At 70.7% G+C, this 20,398-nt stretch carries 8 protein-coding genes; 3 read left to right on the top strand and 5 right to left on the bottom strand.

Annotated elements, in window-relative coordinates; all coding sequences use genetic code 11:
• The 4 genes from G6038_RS18650 to G6038_RS18665 form a co-directional block, all read right to left on the bottom strand.
• Positions 1–584 (bottom strand): serine protease (locus G6038_RS18650; protein WP_165039290.1); only part of this gene is annotated, 584 nt, incomplete at its 3' end.
• Positions 585–825: 241 nt separating this feature from the next.
• Positions 826–1,281: a universal stress protein gene (locus G6038_RS18655; RefSeq protein ID WP_165039291.1), complete on the bottom strand. Its 456-nt coding sequence runs from the start codon at positions 1,279–1,281 to the stop codon at positions 826–828.
• Between the two features lie 310 nt (positions 1,282–1,591).
• On the bottom strand, positions 1,592–2,092 hold the full coding sequence (locus G6038_RS18660; protein ID WP_165039292.1) for a DUF427 domain-containing protein: 501 nt from the start codon (positions 2,090–2,092) through the stop codon (positions 1,592–1,594).
• A 224-nt stretch (positions 2,093–2,316) separates the two neighbouring features.
• Positions 2,317–3,699, bottom strand: coding sequence for an aldehyde dehydrogenase family protein (locus G6038_RS18665; RefSeq protein ID WP_165039293.1), 1,383 nt, complete (start codon positions 3,697–3,699; stop codon positions 2,317–2,319).
• A gap of 504 nt (positions 3,700–4,203) precedes the next feature.
• Between G6038_RS18665 and G6038_RS18670 the strand changes: the two genes are divergently transcribed.
• Together G6038_RS18670 and G6038_RS18675 are read left to right on the top strand one after the other, a co-directional pair.
• Positions 4,204–14,814: a type I polyketide synthase gene (locus tag G6038_RS18670; protein WP_165039294.1), complete on the top strand. Its 10,611-nt coding sequence runs from the start codon at positions 4,204–4,206 to the stop codon at positions 14,812–14,814.
• A gap of 171 nt (positions 14,815–14,985) precedes the next feature.
• The gene (locus G6038_RS18675) at positions 14,986–16,419 is read left to right on the top strand and encodes a DUF1254 domain-containing protein (RefSeq protein WP_165039295.1); all 1,434 of its coding nucleotides are present in this window, start codon (positions 14,986–14,988) and stop codon (positions 16,417–16,419) included.
• Positions 16,420–16,594: 175 nt separating this feature from the next.
• On the opposite strand, the gene G6038_RS18680 is transcribed toward G6038_RS18675, so the two are convergent.
• On the bottom strand, positions 16,595–17,284 hold the full coding sequence (locus G6038_RS18680; protein WP_165039296.1) for an MBL fold metallo-hydrolase: 690 nt from the start codon (positions 17,282–17,284) through the stop codon (positions 16,595–16,597).
• A 178-nt stretch (positions 17,285–17,462) separates the two neighbouring features.
• Between G6038_RS18680 and uvrA the strand changes: the two genes are divergently transcribed.
• A complete protein-coding gene (uvrA, locus tag G6038_RS18685; RefSeq protein WP_165039297.1) occupies positions 17,463–20,396 on the top strand; it encodes an excinuclease ABC subunit UvrA in 2,934 nt (977 codons plus the stop codon).
• Positions 20,397–20,398: the final 2 nt, after the last annotated feature.

Raw genomic sequence — 20,398 nt, forward strand, 5'->3', positions numbered from 1 at the left:
GTCATGCTCGTGCCGACCTCCGGACCGAGGCAGGCAACGGTGAGATAGCCGTTCACCATGCCGACGAGCGTGGTCCCGACCACCACCGGACCTCCCGAGTCGCCGAGGTCGACGCACGTCTGCGTCCAGGTCTGCCCCGAACCGAACACATCGCCGTAGGCCACCCCGCAGGTATGCCCCGTGGTGCGGCCCTGCTTGCAGACGATGTCCGGGAACTGCGCCGGACCGCCGATCCCCGTGATCGTCGTGTTTCCCACCCGATTCACGGGCACCACCTTCGCCGGGTCGAACACGATCACCGCGTAGTCCAAGTCCGCATCGGTGTAGGCGATCGTGCCGACCACACCGGCGCCCGGATCCGCCTCCGAGGCGACCGTGGAGCCGGCGTTTCCGCAGTGCCCCGCGGTGAATCCGACCAGCCGGCCCCCGGAGTCGGGACCGATCGTGGTGAGGGTGCAGTAGTTCCGGTCGTCCATGACGATGCCGGAGCCGCCGCCGAGGACGGCCGGATCGGCGGCCGCTGCGACACCGGTGCCGGCGAGCAGCGACGCGCCGACGGCGAGAACGAGGATGCCGAGTCTCATGGCGGGTGTCTCCCGAAGGTCGAGCGAACAAGCCGGACACGCGCAGGAACGGGAGGGTCGCGCGTACGATCCACCGCCCTCGGGCGCTGTTTCTCGATCATCCGCCGCACCGGGTGCTGTTCGCAGCATTTTCCGGGACGGGAGAGCGCGGCGGGAGTCGATCCGGGAAGGGGAACGACCGGTCCGGGAGATCGGGGCGGCCCCGGTGCGACGGGGGATCGGGATCGTCGCCGAGATCGCCTCAGGGCGAGACGGGCGGGGGCGGGGTGTCACCGTGGATGACCAGCACCGGGCAGTGTGCGTGCTCGGCGCATGCGGCGCTGACCGAGCCGAGCAGCAGGCCGCTGAAGCCGCCGTGCCCCCGGCTACCCACCACCAGGAACTGCGCGTCACGGCTCTCGTCGAGCAGGGCGCGCGCGGCTCCGCCGCGGCGAACCAGTTCCTGCACGGACACCCCGGGCTCGCGCCCGAGGACGCCGGTGACCGTCTCGTGCAGCATCCCGGACGTTTCCTGCTCCGGATCCCAGTCGGACGGCCAGCCTTCCGCGGCGGCCCAGGGAATTTCCCATGCCGCCACGGCGTCGACCTCGAACCCTGCCGACCGGGCGACGAATCGTGCCCAGCGCAGTGCCCCCTTCGACGGCTCCGAACCGTCCACTCCGACCACGACACGGCCGGTCACTCCGTCGTCGGTCACGACGACTCCTCTCCTGCCCGGCACGGTCGGGAACGATCGGAACGGTCTGCGCCGGGATCCTCGACGCAGCCGGCACCGCGCGACGGTCGCTCACCGCATCCGGGCGGTACGGCTTCGTGCGGGCCGGCGCGTGATCGCCCGGGAAACCCTGCCCGTCCGCGCCCCAGGGAAGACGGGACTCGACCACCGTGCAGCGGGAGAGCCCTGCACCCGCGCGGTGCGTATCGACATCGGAAGCGATGCCCATCGGCCCAGTCCAGGGCTCTCGCTTGCTCGCAGGCGCGCCTCGGCTCGACGTACTTCGGAGCGGTTACCAGCCCGCCGAGCCGGGGATTCCTTTGAACGGGCCGACGACCGAGCTGGTGATCCAGCCGCCGTAGAACCCGCCCGGTTGCGGGACGACCTCCTCGCCGTCGACGGTGCACCGGTCGACCTGGGCGGCCATCACCGCGACCGCCCCGGCGATCGCCCGGAAGGCGGGGGAGGGATCGCGGTAGGTCCACGCCGCTTTCGGCGCGACCCGCGAATCGGTCACCAGGTCGTAGTAGCTCGCCCTGCCCTTCCACTCGCACCACGACGAGCCCGCCGTCTCCCGCAGCACCCCGTCGGCGAAGGCTTCGGCGGGAAGGTAGTAGGTCGGCGGATGGCTGGTCTCCAGTACCCGCCAGGCGCGCGTGGTCGACGCGATGGTCCGGCCGCCCAATTCCACGGTGATCGAGCCGGCGAAGGTCTCGAGACGGGGCGGGCGGGGGTAGTCCCAGACCGATTCCTGTCCCACAGCGGGTTCGACGGGTTCCGGGCGCCTTGTCACGGCGACCTTCTCGTGGTCACCTTCCCAGGGTACGAGGACGACCGAGGCGCCGGGGCTGCCGGGCGGGTGCCGGGCAACCGAGTTGCCCCTGCGTCCGTGGGCGGCGAGCCAGGACCGCAGCAATGCGCGGCTCGCCGATTCCGAGCCGTCGGGGCCGACGCGACCGGTCGATCCGTCCTTGGCCGTGTCGGTGTCCTCCGCTCCGGAGGGTGTCGGGGGACCGCTCAGAACAGTCGCCGCATGATCTTCAGCGCAGCCTGGGTGTAGGGCGGGTAGTTCATCGCCGGATCCGGGCGGAACGGTTTGGCGAGCACCGCCTTGCGGTGGCTGAGCGCCTCGAAACCGTAGCGTCCGTGGTATGCCCCCATCCCGCTGGCACCCACGCCACCGAACGGCAGTTGTGGCGCGAGGACGTGCATGCCGACGTGGTTGATCACCACGGCACCCGCGCTGATCTGCTGCGTGATCTTCCTCTGGGTGCTCAGCGACTTGGAGAACACGTACGCTGCAAGGGGTTTGGGGCGGGCACCGACGAAGTCGAGGGCTGCGTCGACCGAGTCGACGGTGAGAATCGGCAGGATGGGCCCGAAGACCTCGTCCGTCATGACCGCGTCGTCGGGTGCCGGATCGACGATCACGGTCGGTTCGACGGTGAGAGAGTCACGATCGCACCTGCCGCCGGTGACGATGCGCCCGGTCGTGGACTCCAGATACGCCTCGAGCCGATCGAAGTGACGCTGGTTGACCACCCGCATCCCCGGCTGCGGTTCCTCGCTGCGGAACAGGGCGATCGTGTCGACGATCTTGTCGACGAGCGCGTCGCGGACGGACCGCTCGACCAGTACGTAGTCGGGCGCGATGCAGGACTGTCCGGAATTGAGGAGCTTGACCCAGGCGATACGCCGCGCGGTGACCTCGAGATCGGCGTCCTCGGCGACGACGACAGGAGACTTGCCACCGAGCTCGAGGATCACCGGCGTGAGCTGCGGGGCGGCGGCGGCCATGATCTTGCGGCCCACCTCGGTGCCGCCGGTGTACAGGGCGAGATCGAAACCCTGCGCGAGCAGACTCTGGGTGAGCTCGGCATCGCCTTCGGCGACCACGACGGCCTCCGGGTCGAGGTAGTGCGGAATCAGCCGGGCGAGCAACGCGGACGTGGCGGGGGCCAGTTCCGACGGTTTGATCACGGCACAATTCCCGGCGGCCACTGCCGCGACGAGCGGACCGAGCGTCAGATACACCGGGTAGTTCCACGGTGCGATGATCAGGACCACTCCCATCGGCTCGTACTGCACCCAGCCGAGCGCGGGAAACTGGTTGAGCGACAAGGGCTTCGGTCGAGGAAGCATCCAGCGCCGGACCCGCTTGCGGGCGTAGGCGGCTTCGGCCCGGGTGGAAGCGAGGTCGCCGAGCCAGGCTTCGACCGCGTTTCGGCCCAGGTCCTCCTGTAGGGCGGCCGCAATCTCGGCTTCGCGCTCGTCGGCGAGTTTCTCGATGCCGCGGAGCTGGCGGATGCGCCATTCGGCATCGCGCGTGCGTCCGGTCGCGTAGGCCTTCCGCAGCCGGGCCAGCAGTTCTGCCGATGTGTCGGTATCTGTGACGGTCACGTGGTCCTCCAGGCGAAAGTCGAGGGTTGATGTGCGGTGGGCTTGTCGCGGCGGAACGGCGGACGGCGACACGGGCGGCCGGGGCGAGGTCGTCGACGACAGAACCTCGGGCGCGGGTCGTCGCGATGCGCCGGCGCAAGCGGCACCTGGACGACGGCCCGAGCCCGCGGCGGGTGGCACCGAATCGGGCGGTGCCGCGCCGGCGCTCGGTGCCCTGACATCCGGAGCGATGCCCATCGCCACAGTCTAGGACCCGCTGGTGCCCTGCGGATACGTGTCGGTCGGCCCACGTCAGTGCGCGGCAAGAGCCCGACGAGCAACTCGATCAGAAGGCCGCGGAGGTCGCCGAGCGCTCCGGACGGTATTCGTCCGAGGCGCGCCACAGTCATCTCGCACGCCGCACCGGTCACACTCGCACGAGCAGATCGCTGTGTCCGGGTGGGGGCGGCGGATACCATCGAGTTCTCGGCGCCGGCACGACGGCTCTCGGATTGGAGCTCGATTATGGCCGATGATGCGAAGCTCCTCGACTATCTGAAACGGGTGACCGCAGAGCTCTATCAGGCCCGGGAGAAGCTTCGCGAGGTCGAGGGGGTGAGCCGCGAACCGATCGCCGTCGTCGGGATGGGGTGCCGGTTCCCCGGCGGGGTCCGCTCCCCACAGGACCTGTGGCACCTGGTGGAATCCGGTACGGAGACCGTCGCCGCATTCCCCGCGGACCGCGGTTGGGAAGCGGCGGACCTCTACGATCCGACGGGCCGGCAGGCCGGCCGGACGTACACGGTGCACGGCAGCTTTCTCGACGATGCGGCGGGTTTCGACCCGGAGGTCTTCGGCATCTCGCCGCGCGAAGCGCTGGCCATGGACCCACAGCAGCGGCTTCTCCTCGAAACGAGCTGGGAAACCTTCGAGCACGCCGGCATCGATCCGCGGTCCGTGCACGGTGACCCGGTCGGCGTCTTCACCGGCCTCTCCGGAATCGACTACGCGGCCCGGGCCGGCGGCACGCCGCCCGAAGACCTTGCGGGGTACTTCATCACCGGTAACGCCATGAGCGTCGCCTCCGGCCGCGTGGCCTACAGCTTCGGTCTGTGCGGACCCGCGATCACTGTCGACACGGCGTGCTCCTCGTCGTTGGTGTCGATCCACCTCGCGATGCAAGCGCTGCGCAGCGGGGAGTGCGAACTGGCGCTGGCCGGCGGGGCGACCGTCATGTCGACCCCGGCGGTGTTCGTGGAGTTCAGTCGTCAGCGCGGACTGGCCCGAGACGGGCGCTGCAAGGCGTTCTCCGCCGCTGCGGACGGTACGGCCTGGGGCGAGGGCGCGGCGATGATCGCACTGGAACGCCTGTCCGACGCAGAGCGCAACGGTCGCCGGATACTGGCAGTTGTCCGCGGCAGTGCGGTCAACCAGGACGGCGCCAGCAACGGCCTGACCGCTCCGAACAAGCAGGCCCAGGAGCGGGTGATACGGCAGGCGCTGGCCCACGCCGGACTCGGCCCGGCCGACATCGACGCGGTCGAGGCCCACGGCACCGGCACCACACTGGGCGACCCGATCGAGGCGTCCGCCCTGCTGGCGACCTATGGCCGCGATCGCCCCGCCGACCGACCGTTGTGGCTCGGTTCGGTGAAGGCGAACCTCGGGCACACCCAGGCCGCCGCCGGAGTTGCCGGCGTGATCAAGATGATCATGGCGATGCGTCACGGTGTGCTGCCGAAGACGCTGCACGTCGACCGTCCCACCCCCCACGTCGACTGGACCGCCGGATCGGTGTCCCTGCTCACCGAGAACCGGGAATGGCCGGCGGCGGACCGGCCCCGCCGGGCGGCGGTCTCGTCGTTCGGCATCAGCGGCACCAACGCCCACTTGATTCTGGAACAGTTCCCCCCGGTCGAGCCGCCGACTCCCGACTCGAGCGCTCCGTCGGCCGAAACGGTGGCCTGGGTCGTGTCGGGCCATACCGAACTCGCGCTGCGCGCCCAGGCCGTGAGCTTGCGCGACTACGCGGCCGACCACCCCGACCTGACGCCCGCCGAGGTGGCCGGGGCGCTGCTGCGTTCGCGTGCCGCATTCGAGCACCGCGCCGCCGTGATCGGCACAGAGCCGCAGGGACTGCTGGCGGGCCTCGCCGCGCTCGGCCGAGGCGCGCCCAGCCCCGACGTGGTCACCGGGGTGGCGTTGGAAGCCGGGGACCGGCCCGTGTTCGTTTTCCCCGGCCAGGGTGCGCAATGGGTAGGCATGGCCACCGAGCTGCTGGATTCGTCGCCCGTGTTCGCCGACAGCGTGCAGGAGTGCGCCGACGCATTGGCTCCGTACACGACGTTCTCGCTGCTCGACGTGCTGCGCGACGTCGACCCGGCCTCGCTGGACCGGGTCGACGTCGTACAACCGGCGCTGTTCGCGGTGATGGTCGGTCTCGCGCAACTGTGGCGCTCACACGGCGTCGAACCGGCGGCGGTGGTCGGACACTCGCAGGGCGAGATCGCCGCCGCCTACGTGGCAGGCGCACTGAGTCTGTCCGACGCGGCGCTGGTCGTCGCGGCACGCAGTAGGGTGATCGCCGCGTCGGCCCGCCGTGGCGGCGGAATGGCCTCGGTGGCACTGCCGGCGGACGCCGTGCGGGCCAGGATCCGGCCCTGGGACGGCGCCGTCGAGGTGGCGGCGATCAACGGGCCGTCCGCGACGGTGATATCCGGCCCCGTCGATGTCCTCGACATCCTCGTCGGGCAGTTGCAGGGCGACGGTGTCCAGGCCAGGAGGATCGCCGTGGAGTACGCCTCGCACTGCGCGGACGTGACGATCCTGCGCGAGCCGATTCTCGACGCCCTGGCCTCGATTACGCCCCGCCGGTCGCGGATTCCGTTCTACTCGACTGTGACCGGCGGGGCGTTGGACGGCACCGCACTCGACGCGGACTACTGGTACCGCAATCTGCGCCGTCCGGTGCTGTTCCAGGAGGCGACGAGATCGTCGGCCGCGGACGGGTATCGCTTGTTCGTCGAGTCGAGTTGCCATGCCGTGCTGAGCGTGGCATTGCAGGAAACCCTCGATGCGGTGGGCGTCGCCGGCCGGGCGATCGGCACCCTCCGGCGTGACCGTGCAGGTCTGCGCCAGTTCACCGCCGCACTCGCGGAGGCACAGGTTCGCGGAGTGCACATCGAGTGGGACCGGGTGCGGTGGGCCCGACGCGACGGTGCGCGGCCGTGGGTGGAGCTGCCGACGTATGCCTTCCAGCACCGCCGCTACTGGCTGGACAGTCCCGCGCCGCAGGGTGACGTCGCGTCGGCGGGCCTGGACACGGGTGGACACCCGATGCTTGCCGCGTCGGTCGAACTCGGTGACGGCCGGGGCGTGGTGTTCACGGGCCTGCTGTCGCCGCGACGTCTTCCGTGGCTGAGCGACCATGCGGTCGGCGGCACCGTCATCCTGCCCGGCACGGCGTTCGTGGAGCTCGCCCTGCACGCGGGGAACCGCGTCGGGTGCGGCCGGCTCGACGAACTCGCCCTCGAGGCACCCGCCAGGATCCCCGCCGAGGGGGACGTCGCCCTGCAGGTGAGCGTGCTCGCCGACGGCGACACCGGCCGAGCCAGGGTGTCGGTGCACTCCCGGCCGGTGGATGCCGCACAGGAGACTCCGTGGACCCGGCACGCCACCGGCACCCTCACCCCAGGCTCGGAGACCACCGACTTCGCCGAACACCGGTGGCCGCCCGCCGACGTCACGCCGATCGACATCGGAGGGCTCTACGGACTGCTCGACGAGGCCGGCTACGGGTACGGCCCGGCCTTTCGGGGACTCCGGGCGGCGTGGCGCCGCGGTGACGACCTGTACGGCGAGGTGCGGCTGAACGCGGAGGACCCGGCTGCGGCGGTCGCGGGATACGGGATCCATCCGGCGGTGCTCGACGCGGCGCTGCACCTGATCGCGCTCGGAACCGCCGGGACCGGTGCACGCGACCTCCGGCTGCCCTTCGCCTGGGGCGCGGTGCAGCTGCACGCCGTGGGTGCAACCGCCCTGCGCGTGCACATCACCCCGATCGGGCCCGACCGCTACCGGGTATCCGCGTACGACGCGGCCGGCAAGCCGGTGTTGACCGCCGATTCGTTGGCGCTGCGGCCGCTCGGGGATGCGCGCGTACCGGCCGCCGGGGCCGGCGACAGCCTCTACCGCGTGGAGTGGACGCCCGTCGGTGCCGGCACCACGGTTCCGGCCGACCTGATGCCGCTCGAAGAGGCGCTCGCCGGCGGTGATCACGGAGGTCGCGTGCTGTGGCTGGCGCGCGAACCGGGCGACGAGCCGGACGTGCCCGCACGGGTCCACGCCGCCGCGGAGGCGACGTTGCGGGCGGTTCAGTCCTGGCTCCGCGCGGATCACCTGCCCGAGACCCGCCTGCTGGTGACGACCAGGCTCGCGGTGGCGGTCCGCGACGACGACCCGATCGATGTGGCTGCCGCGCCCGCATGGGGGCTGCTCGGCGCGGTGCAACACGAGCATCCGAACCGCATCACCCTGGTGGACCTGGATGCGGTGGCCGGTGCCCTCTCCCATCCCGAACTGCTGGCAACGGCGTTGGCCTGCAACGAACCCCAGCTGGCGATCCGCGACGGTGTACTCCTGGCGCCCGTGCTCGCCGCGGTGACGCCCCCCGAATCCGCACCCGACTCGGACCCGCCTGCCTTCGGTCCGGACGGCACGGTCGTGATCACCGGTGGCACAGGAACCATCGGCAGACTGATCGCCCGCCACCTCGTAGCGCGATACGGCGTCCGGCGGCTGGTGCTGACCGGCCGACGCCTGCCCGACGCCGAGAGTGTGGCCGCACTGCGAGCCGATGTCGCCGAGTCGGGGGCCGAGGTCGGCGTTGCCGCCTGCGACGTCGCCGACCGCGCAGCGGTGGCCGCTCTGCTGGCCGACATTCCCGACCTGTCGGGCGTGATCCACGCCGCCGGGGTGCTCGACGATGCCACCGCCGCCACCTTGACTCGGGACCAGCTGCACGCCGTCCTCCGCCCCAAGGCGGACGGCGCCTGGCATCTGCACGAACTCACGCGCGACCGCGGGCTGTCAGCGTTCGTGCTCTTCTCCTCCGCGGCGGGTGTGCTCGGCGGCGCCGGCCAGGCGAACTACGCGGCGGCGAACGTGTTCCTGGACGCACTCGCGCAGCACCGCCGCGTCCGCGGGTTGCCGGCGATCTCCATGGCCTGGGGGTTGTGGGCCCGCCCCAGCGGGATGACGTCCCATCTCGACGCGGCCGACCTCGACCGGTTGCGGCGCACCGGCATCGACACCATCAGCCCGGAGGCGGGGCTGACCCTGTTCGACGCGGCGCTTGCCGTGAACAGTCCGCTGGTCGTGCCGATACGGCTCGCGACGCGTTCCTCCCGAGTCGACGGCGAGACGATCCTGCCCATCCTGCGCCGGGTCCTCGGGAGTCGTCGTCGTCGCGCCGCTGCCGCCGAGCCGCTCACCGGCCTCGCCGAGGAGTTGCGGGCACAGGATCCCGGCGAGCGTCACAGCCGGCTGCTGGATCTCGTCACCACCCACGTGGCCGCGGTGCTCGGCCACGACGGAAAGGAGGCGATCGACCCGGAACGGGCCTTCAAACAACTCGGCTTCGACTCGCTGACCGCCGTGCAACTGCGTAATCAGCTCGCCACCGCCACCGGCGTCACGCTGCCCGCGACGGTGGTGTTCGATCATCCGACCGCGGATGCGCTCACCCGGGAGCTCGAGGCCCGGCTGATCGGTAGCGCCGCGGCTCCGCAGCCGACCCGACCGGCGCGGACTCGCCGGGAGAACGAGCCGATCGCGATCGTCGGGATGGCCTGCAGATACCCGGGCGGGGTGTACTGCCCGCAGGACCTGTGGCGACTCGTCCGCGACGGCCACGACGCGGTGGGGCCGTACCCCCGCAACCGAGGCTGGAATCTCGACGACGTCTACGACCCCGACCCGGACCGCAGCGGCACGACGTACATGAGCGAAGGGGGATTCCTCTACGACGCCGACGAATTCGACGCCGCGTTCTTCGGCGTCAGCCCGCGCGAGGCGATCGCGATGGACCCGCAGCACCGGCTGCTCCTGGAGAGCGCCTGGGAAGCGTTGGAACAGGCCGGGATCCCACCGGATGCGCCCGGCCTCACCGACACCGGGGTGTACGTCGGGTTGATGGGGGGCGACTACGGGTTCTCCCTGATGACTCAGCGCACCGTCGACGCCGAGGGCTATCTGATGACCGGGACCAGCAACAGCGTGGCGTCCGGCCGGATCTCCTACACCCTCGGGTTCACCGGTCCCGCAGTCACCGTCGACACAGCCTGCTCGTCGTCGCTGGTGGCCGTGCATCTCGCGGCGCGGGCGCTGCGCGACGGCGAATGCGCCCTCGCGCTGGCCGGCGGGGCGACGGTGATGGCCACACCCGGCGTGCTGATCGAGTTCAGCCGCCAGCGCGGGCTCGCCCCGGACGGCCGGTGCAAGCCCTTCTCCGACCGGGCGGACGGCACCGGGCTCGCCGAGGGCGCGGGAATGGTGGTGCTGGAGCGGCTCGGCGACGCCCGGCGCAACGGACACCGGGTACTGGCGATCGTCCGTGGATCGGCGGTCAATCAGGACGGGGCCTCCAACGGATTGACCGCCCCGAACGGGCCGTCCCAGGAGCGGGTGATCCGCCGGGCGCTGGCCGACGCCGCGCTCGGCCCCGCCGACATCGACGCCGTGGAGGCACACGGCACCGGCACGACGCTCGGTGACCCGATCGAGGCGCAGGCGCTGCTGGCCGCCTACGGGCACAAGCGGGCGGGGCAGCCGCTGTGGCTCGGCTCGGTCAAGTCGAACATCGGCCATGCCCAGGCGGCGGCGGGGGTGGCCGGCGTGATCAAGATGGTGATGGCGATGAGGCACGGGGTGCTGCCTCCGAGCCTGCACGGCGACGCTCCGACCCGGCACGTCGATTGGACCGCGGGCGAGGTCTCGCTGCTCGCCGGACCGGTGGCGTGGCCGGAAACCGGCCGGCCCCGTCGCGCGGGGGTCTCGTCGTTCGGCATCAGCGGCACGAACGCGCACGTGATCCTCGAGCAGCCACCCGGTGCCGCACCGACCGAGGTGTCGCCCCGATCCGCAACGCCGCTCATCTGGGTGATCTCCGGAAGGACCGGTGATGCGCTGCGTGCGCAGGCCGCACGGTTGGCCGAGTACCTCGACAGTGACGAGTTCGTCTCGCAGGGCGAGGGCGACCTCCCGGATCCCGCCGACCTCGCATACTCGTTGGCAACCACCCGATCCGGCTTCTCCCATCGCGCCGCGGTGATCGGAGAGACTCTGGCCGACCTGCGCGACGGACTGGCCCGCATCGTCGCGGGGCGACCGGGCGGCAACGTCGTCGCCGGGACGAGCGCCCGCGGCAAGACGGCCTTCATGTTCACCGGCCAGGGTGCGCAACGGATCGGGATGGGGCGCGGCCTCTACGATGCCTACCCGGTGTTCGCGGCGGCCCTGGACGACGTGTGTGCCGCATTCGACGCGCGCATGGAAGTTCCTCTGCTCCAGGTGATCTGGGGAAACTACGAGGGCGGCGCCGCGAAACTCGACAGCACCGAATACACCCAACCGGCGCTGTTCGCGGTCGAGGTCGCGCTCTGTCGGCTGCTGAGGGAGTGGGGCATCACCCCCGACTATCTGATCGGCCATTCGATCGGAGAGATCACCGCCGCACACGTCGCGGGGGTGTTCGGGTTGCCCGACGCCGCCGCCCTGGTGGGGGAGCGGGGACGGTTGATGCAGTCGACCGAACCGGGTCGGATGATCGCCGTGCGCGCGAGCGCGGGCGATGTCGCGACGCGGATCGACGGCCGGGTCGATCTCGCGGCGGTCAACGGCGCCGAATCGGTGGTCCTCGCGGGCGGCGAACGTGAGGTGCACGCGGTCGCCGCCGAACTGTCCGCGGCCGGCATGACGACCACGAGCCTGCGGGTCGAGCGGGCCTTCCATTCCGCCCTGATGGAACCCATCCTCGGGCGGTTCGCCACCGTCGTGTCGAACCTGACCCCGCAGTCGCCGACGATTCCGGTCGTCTCCAACGTCACCGGGCGCCTCGCGACCGTCGACGAACTCGGGGCGGCGGACTACTGGACCCGGCACATCCGGCAACCGGTGCGATTTCATGACGGCATTCGCGCCCTCGACGAGCTCGGCGTCACGCGTTGTGTCGAAGTCGGTCCCGGCGCGGCCCTGGCCGCACACGCGGCCGAGATCGTCCCGAACCCGATCGCGACACTGCCCGGACACGGAGACGAGACCCATGAGATCATCGGAGCGGTCGCCGCCGCCTACGTGCAGGGCATCACGATCGACTGGGACCGGGTGCTGCCCGGTCGTCGCCGGGTGAACCTGCCCACCTACGCGTTCCAGCGTCGTTCCTTCTGGCCGTCGGCGCCTGGGCGAAATCCCGGCGATCCGACGGAGCTCGGGCTGAGCCCGGCTGATCATCCGCTGCTCGGCGCCGCGGTGACCCTCGACGACGACGCGACCTTGTACACCGGACAGCTCTCGCTCCCGCGGGATACCTGGCTCGTGGCACCGCCGACCGACGACGACCCGCCCTCGACCGACGATCTGCGGACGGTATTGCCGGCGGTGTTGGTCGAACTCACATTGCATGTCGCCCGTCGAGCCGGTCTCGACCACATCGACGAACTCACTCTGCACCGGCCACTGATCCTCCCGTCGTCGGGGACGGCATCGATCCGGGTGCTGGTGTCGCCGGCCGGCAACACCGGTACTCGCACCGTCACCATCTCGTCGAACCCGGGGGAGACCGACGGCTCGGACACCTGGATTCCGAACGCCTCGGCGACCATCGACGACGTCGTCGCCGGGGCACCGCCACGCGTCCCGGGCGACGCCGAGGCCGCTGTGCGCCTCGACGAAGGCACCGACACCAGCGGGTTCGGTATCCATCCGCAGCTGCTGCAGGCGGCGCTCGAGCCGGTTCTCGGGCGGGACGGCCGGCCGCTGACCTGGTCGGGAATCCGTCTGCACGCCGTCGGTGCGGAGGCGGGGGCGGTGCGGTTCGCCCCGAGCGAGGACGGCCGGTATCGCGTCGTCATCACCGACCCCGGAGGTGGACCGGTGCTGACCGTCGATGCGCTGCGGGTGGTGCCGAGGGCGGTCGACGCGGACGGGTCAGCCCGTTCGGCCGCCCGGCGACTGCACCGGCTGACCTGGGTTCGAGTGGAGGGTGCCTCGTCCGAGCGGCCCCGCGGTCCGGTGGCGGTCCTCGGCGCCGAGGGGTCGGGAGACCCGGGCATCGGTCCGACCCTCCCACGCTTTCCCGACGTGGCGGCGTTGCGCACCGCGATGGAGTGCGGGCCGGGCGACGACGATCGGCGTCCCTGGACGGTGCTGGTCGGGTGCCGCACCGAGGGCGAGCACGGTCCGGACGCGACCCACGCGCTGTGCGCGCGGGTGCTGCGGCTGCTGCAGGAATGGCTCGACGACGACGCTGTCGCCGACAGCCCGCTGGTGATCGTGACCCGCAACGCGATGGTCACCGACGACGGGCAGGACCGGGACGCTCACGCCGACCTTGCGGCCGCGGCGGTGTGGGGCCTCGTGGGCTCCGCGCAGAACGAGAACCCGGGCCGGTTCCTGCTGATCGACCTCGACGACGGGTCGGACGCCGAGAGCGTGCTGGCCTCGGCATCGGCAAGCGGGGAACCGCAATTGGCGGCCCGGCACAACACCTTGTATGCGCCTCGGTTGCGGCGTATGCGTGCCGTCGACGAATCCGGATCGCCCTTCGATCCCCGCGGCACCGTTCTCGTCACCGGCGGGACCGGCATGGTGGGCTCGTTGGTGGCACGCCACCTGGTGACCGAGCACGGGGCACGGAATCTGGTGTTGACCAGCCGTCGCGGACCCGACGCCGAGGGCTGCGACCGGCTGCGCCGCGAACTGAGCGGGATGGGGGCCGAGGTGAGCATCGTCGCCTGCGACACCTCCGACGAGTCGGCAGTCGCGGGGTTACTGGCCCGGATACCGTCCGAGCACCCACTGACGGCGGTGATCCACGCGGCCGGAGTGATCGACGACGCCATCCTGACTTCGCTCACCCCCGAGCGCCTCGACGCGGTGCTGCGGCCGAAGGTGGACGCGGCCTGGCACCTGCACCGGCTGACCGCGAAATGCGACGTGCGGGCCTTCGTCATGTTCTCGTCGCTCGCCGGCATCCTGGGTGCCCCCGGGCAGGCGAACTACGCGGCCGCGAACATGTTTCTCGACGCCCTCGCCCATCACCGCCGCGCCCTCGGGCGGCCCGCGCTCTCGATCGCGTGGGGGATGTGGGCACCGCCGAGTGCCATGACCGACAACCTCGGTGCGATCGATCTCGTCCGGGCACGCCGCAGCGGAGTGGTACCGATGACCGCTGCCGACGGCCTGGCGCTCTTCGACAGCGCACTGACCGCCGGTGCCCCTGCTGTGGCGGCCGCTCGGTTCGACCCTTCCGGTTGGGCCGCCCCCCACGTTCCCGCCCCGATGCGTGGCCTGATCCGGGAATCGCGCCCGCACGCCGCGGGGCCGGATCCGGTCGGGACCGGATCGACGGCGTCCGGACCGTCGGAGTGGACACAGCGCCTCGCCGACCGGTCGATTCCCGAACAACGGCACCTGATGCTCGACCTGGTACGGGCCGGCGCCGCTGCCGTACTCGGCTACGACGCTTCGGATCTGGTCGATCCCGACCAGGCGTTCAAGGAACTCGGCTTCGACTCGCTGGCGGCCGTTGCGCTCCGCAACCATCTCGGTGCCGCCACCGGGCTGCGGTTGCCGCCGACACTGGTGTTCGATCACCCGAGCCCGCGTGCCGTCGCCGAGTTCCTGCGAGCCGAACTCGTTCCGGACCCGGTGTCGGTGGCCCTCGCCGATGTCGACCGGCTGCGGGCGACCATCGCCGAACTCGGCGAGGACAGCGCGGCGCGGTCGGCGATCGCGCAGCGGTTGGGGAACCTGCTGGCCGAGGTTGCTGCGGACGGCGATACCCGGGCAGATCCGGTCGGCAGGATTCACGCCGCGACCAGCGAGGAGATCCTCGACATGATCGATCGCGGTCTGTGAACCGAGAAGGTGCCGAGCATTGCGCCGAGCCGCGCCGGGCCGGGCTCGGTTCCCTCTCTCGGGTGGAACCGGACGGATGCCCGAACAAGACGTCCACGTCGGTCCGGCGGGTGAAGCACACGGTCCGGTCGGCGGCGAGTCGCGCTGAGGGCTTTCGACAGGAGGAAATCGATGACGTCACATCCGAACACCACACCGATTCCGCCCGGTATCGCGGTGCCGGACGAGGTACCGACCCGGTTGGGCACGTTGCGGTTCTTCGACGGGTTCCCCGACGACGCGACGACCCGGACGCTGTTCGACAACCTGGACTTCCAGCGGGCGGTCCAGGCGTACCTGCAGGGGCTGGCTCCGGTGGCCATAGCGGCGATGCGCCGGGCGCTGGTGCAGTGGGGGCCGGCGAACTCGACGCTGGTGATCTGGGAGGACCTGGTCTATCCGCGGTTCATCGGGCCGGTCTATAACACCAGTACCTCGTACAACTACGCCTGGCTCGACCTGCACGACGGGCCCGTTGTCGTCGAGGTGCCCCCGAAGGTGTACGGCTTCGTCGACGACTCCTGGTGCCGGTGGGTCGTCGACGTCGGCATCACCGGACCGGACCAGGGCCGCGGCGGCCGCTACCTGTTCGTGCCGCCCGACCACGCGGGGGAGGTGCCGGACGGCGACCTGGTGGTGCGGCCGCGCACCTTCGGCCTCTGGGTGGGCTGGCGGGGTTTCCGGGACGAGCACGGCGACCCGCACCCGGCGGTGGAGATGACCAAGGCGCACACCCGGATCCACCCGCTGTCGCAGGCTGCCGATCCGCCGCCGACGCGGTTCGTCAACGTCTCGCCCGAGCCGATGTGCGCGGTCGCTCCGGCCGACCACCGGTTCTGGGACATGCTGGACGAGGTGGTGCAGTCCGAGCCGCCGGAGTCGGCCGACCCGCTCACCCTGGGAATGTTCGCCTCGATCGGTATCCGGCACGGAAAGCCGTTCGGCCCCGACGAGCGGATGCGCGCGATCCTGACCGAGGCCGCCACGGTCGGGGATGCGACCGCCCGTGCGCTGACCTATCGGTTCCGCCAGCAGGAGGCGTACTACTACCCCGGCAGCGCCTGGCGCTTGGGTATCCTCGGCGGCTACTCCTGCACGCAGGACGGGGCGTTGCTGCTCGACTCCGCCGCCGCACTCTACTTCCTCGTCGGTGGCACCAGCCCGTCGTGGGATCAGAAGATGGTCGGGACCGGGTCGCAGTACGCCACCGCGTTCGCCGATGCCACCGGCGCACCGTTCGACGGCGCCCGGAGCTACCGGCTGCACCTCCCGCCGAACGTGCCGGCCGCTACCTTCTGGTCGGTGCTGGTCTACGACACCCAGACCCGTTCGATGCTGCAGACCGATCAGCGGTGGCCGTCGGTGACCAGCCAGGATCCGGATGTGACCACCAATGAGGACGGCTCCGTCGACGTCCACTTCGGGCCCGAACCGTCCGTCGAGGGCTGCAACTGGGTCCAGACCCTGCCCGGCAAGGGCTGGTTCGCGATGTTCCGCCTCTACGGGCCGTTGGAACCGTGGTTCGACAAGACCTGGAGGCTCCCGGACATCGAACCGATCGGGTAGCGAAGACGGATCGACAGCCGACGGAGCCGAATTCGGCCGAGGGATCAGGCCCACCGTGCCCGATGCGGCTGTCCACCGTGCCCGATGCGGCTGTCCGCCGTGTCCGATGCGGCTGTCCGCCGTGTCCGATTCGGCAGCCGACGGGGTCACCGGTCCCTGCGGATAACGGAGTCCCTCACCAACCGCGCTCGCGCCACTCCTGGAGATGCGGACGCTCGGCGCCGAGCGTGGTATCCCGGCCGTGGCCGGGGTAGATCACCGTGTCGTCGCCGAAGCGGCCGAACAACTTGGTGTCGACGTCGTCGTACAGGGAGGTGAACTTCTCTGCGTCCGCGGTCTTGCCCAGGCCCCCGGGGAAGAGGGAGTCGCCGGTGAAGATGTGGCGCCGAGCGGTACCGGCTTCGGTGAGGACCAGGGCGATCGACCCCGGGGTGTGCCCGGACAGGTGGATCACCTCGAGGCCGAGCTCGCCGACGTGGACGGTGTCGCCCTCCATGAGCAGCCGATCGGGCCTCACCGGGAGCGGTTCGGCATCGAGCGGGTGCGCGGCAGTGGGGACGCCGGTCGAGGCGGCGACCGCTTCGAGGCCCTGCCAGTGGTCCCAGTGCTGGTGCGTCGTGACGATCAGCTCGAGCTTCGGGGCATGCTCGGCGAGGAACCGGGCGAGCAATTCCGGCTCGTTCGCGGCGTCGATGAACACCGATTTGCCGGTTGCGGAATCCGTGACCAGGTACGTGTTGTTGTCCATCTGTCCGACGGACAGCTTGACGATGGTCGCGCCGGGCACGGTGCGGCGCTGCGCGGGACCGCCGGGGGTGACCTCCCCGGTGTAGTCGTCGTCGATGACCAAAGGCTGCTGCGACATGTGAGGCACGTTACCGCCGGGACGGGGCGCCCGCGTGCGCGACCGTCGGGAACCGGAACGTGTCGGTGGGCGCGCCTACCATGGTCCAGGGCCGAGTTGCGCGACGTGACGTCGGTGAATCGAGATGCGAGCGGATCCGACCGCCCACCGGCGGGGATCCGACGAGGAGGGACGTGGCGTGGCGGATCGCCTGATCGTGCGTGGCGCGCGGGAGCACAACCTGCGGGGGATCGACCTGGATCTGCCGCGTGACAGCCTGATCGTCTTCACCGGCCTGTCCGGGTCGGGCAAGTCGAGCCTGGCGTTCGACACGATCTTCGCCGAGGGACAGCGCCGCTACGTCGAGTCGCTGTCCGCCTACGCGCGCCAGTTCCTCGGCCAGATGGACAAACCCGACGTCGACTTCATCGAGGGTCTGTCGCCGGCGGTGTCCATCGACCAGAAGTCCACCAACCGGAACCCACGCTCGACGGTGGGCACCATCACCGAGGTCTACGACTACCTGCGCCTGCTCTACGCCCGCGCCGGCACGGCGCACTGCCCGCAGTGCGGGGAGCAGATCGCCCGGCAGACGCCGCAGCAGATCGTCGACCAGGTCCTCGAGATGGAGCAGGGCACCCGATTCCAGGTGCTCGCGCCGGTCGTGCGCACCCGCAAGGGTGAATTCGTCGACCTGTTCGAGCAGCTGACCGTGCAGGGGTACGCCCGCGTGCGGGTCGACGGAGTGGTCTATCCGCTCACCGATCCGCCGAAGCTGAAAAAGCAGGAGAAACACGACATCGAGGTGGTCGTCGACCGCCTCGCCGTCAAGGCGAGTGCCAAGCAGCGGCTCACCGATTCGATCGAGACCGCGCTGCGCCTGGCGGAGGGCATCGTCGTCCTCGACTTCGTGGAGCGGGACGAGAACGCCGCCGACCGCGAGCGCCGCTTCTCCGAGAAGCTCGCCTGCCCGAACGGGCACCCCCTGTCCATCGACGAACTCGAACCCCGGTCCTTCTCGTTCAACTCCCCGTACGGCGCCTGCCCCGAGTGCACCGGCCTCGGCATCCGGAAGGAGGTCGACCCGGAGCTCGTCGTGCCAGACCCGGAACTCAGCCTTGAGGACGGTGCGATCGCGCCCTGGTCGATGGGGCAGACCTCCGAGTACTTCACCCGGCTGCTGTCCGGGCTCGCCGACATCATGGGCTTCGAGATGTCCACCCCGTGGAACAAGCTGCCGGCCAAGGCCCGCAAGGCCATCCTCGAGGGCAGCCCGGACCAGGTCCACGTCCGCTACAAGAACCGGTACGGCCGGACACGGTCGTACTACGCCGAGTTCGAGGGCGTGATGCCGTTCCTGCACCGCCGGCTCGAGCAGACCGAGTCCGAGCAGATGAAGGAACGCTACGACGGGTACATGCGCGAGATCCCGTGCCCCACATGCGAGGGTGCGCGGCTGCGTCCGGAGATCCTGGCGGTGACGATCGCCGCGGGCGAGCATGGACACAAGTCCATCGCCGAGGTCTCCGACCTGTCCATCGCCGAGTGCGCCGAGTTCCTGAACGCCCTGACCCTCGGGGCGCGGGAAGAGGCCATCGCCGGGCAGGTGCTCAAGGAGATCCAGGCACGTCTCGGGTTCCTGCTCGACGTGGGGCTCGAATACCTCACGCTGTCCCGTGCGGCCGGCACCCTGTCCGGCGGGGAGGCGCAGCGCATCCGGCTCGCCACCCAGATCGGCTCGGGTCTGGTCGGTGTCCTGTACGTCCTGGACGAGCCGTCCATCGGCCTGCACCAGCGCGACAACCGCCGGCTCATCGAAACCCTCACGCGGCTGCGTGATCTGGGCAACACACTGATCGTCGTCGAGCACGACGAGGACACCATCCGCGCGTCGGACTGGGTCGTCGACATCGGACCGTACGCCGGCGAGCACGGCGGTCGCGTGGTGCACACCGGCCCCTACAAGGAACTGCTCGAGTGCACCGAGTCGCTCACCGGCGCGTACCTGTCCGGACGTCAGCGGATCGAGGTGCCGGAGCAGCGCCGGCCGGTGGACCGGAAGCGTCAGGTCACCGTCGTCGGCGCCCGCGAGAACAACCTGCGCGGCATCGACGTGGCGTTCCCGCTCGGCGTGCTCACCTCGATCACCGGTGTCTCCGGATCCGGCAAGTCGACCCTGGTCAACGACATCCTCGCGACGGTCATGGCCAACAAGCTCAACGGCGCGCGGCAGGTGCCCGGCCGGCACACGCGCGTCAACGGGCTCGACCAGCTCGACAAGCTCGTGCAGGTGGACCAGTCGCCGATCGGCCGCACCCCGCGCTCGAATCCGGCCACCTACACGGGCGTGTTCGACAAGATCCGCACCCTGTTCGCCGCGACCACCGAGGCGAAGGTGCGCGGCTACCAGCCGGGCCGGTTCTCGTTCAACGTCAAGGGCGGCCGGTGCGAAGCCTGCTCGGGTGACGGCACGCTCAAGATCGAGATGAACTTCCTGCCGGACGTGTACGTGCCGTGCGAGGTGTGCCACGGGGCCCGCTACAACCGCGAGACCCTCGAGGTGCATTACAAGGGCAAGACCATCGCCGAGGTGCTGGACATGCCCATCGAGGAGGCCGCCGAGTTCTTCGAGCCGGTCACCTCGATCCACCGCTACCTGCGCACCCTCGTCGACGTGGGCCTCGGATACGTGCGCCTGGGTCAGCCGGCCCCGACCCTCTCGGGCGGCGAGGCGCAGCGCGTCAAGCTCGCCGCGGAGCTGCAGAAGCGGTCGACGGGCCGCACCGTGTACGTACTGGACGAGCCGACCACCGGTCTGCACTTCGAGGACATCCGCAAGCTGCTCGGCGTGATCAACGGGCTCGTCGACAAGGGCAACACGGTGATCGTGATCGAGCACAACCTCGACGTGATCAAGACGGCGGACTGGATCATCGACATGGGCCCCGAGGGGGGCTCCGGCGGCGGCACCGTCGTCGCGCAGGGCACGCCCGAGGACGTCGCGGCGGTCGAAGGCAGCTACACCGGCACGTTCCTGCGCGAGGCGCTCGCCGAGTCCGTCGCGCAGGAGCCCGCGCCCGCCCGCAAGCCGGCGCGCAAGCGCGCGCCGCGGAAGGTGGCGGCCGCGAGCTGAGC

The organism is Rhodococcus sp. 14C212, assembly GCF_011058195.1.
Classification (GTDB): Bacteria; Actinomycetota; Actinomycetes; order Mycobacteriales; family Mycobacteriaceae; genus Rhodococcus; species Rhodococcus aetherivorans.

What these genes read in the sequence shown, in the direction of transcription:
- G6038_RS18670 (WP_165039294.1), top strand. Translation starts at nt 4,204, where the DNA reads ATGGCCGATGATGCGAAGCTCCTCGACTATCTGAAACGGGTGACCGCA.
- G6038_RS18680 (WP_165039296.1), bottom strand. Translation starts at nt 17,284, where the DNA reads ATGTCGCAGCAGCCTTTGGTCATCGACGACGACTACACCGGGGAGGTC.
- G6038_RS18675 (WP_165039295.1), top strand. Translation starts at nt 14,986, where the DNA reads ATGACGTCACATCCGAACACCACACCGATTCCGCCCGGTATCGCGGTG.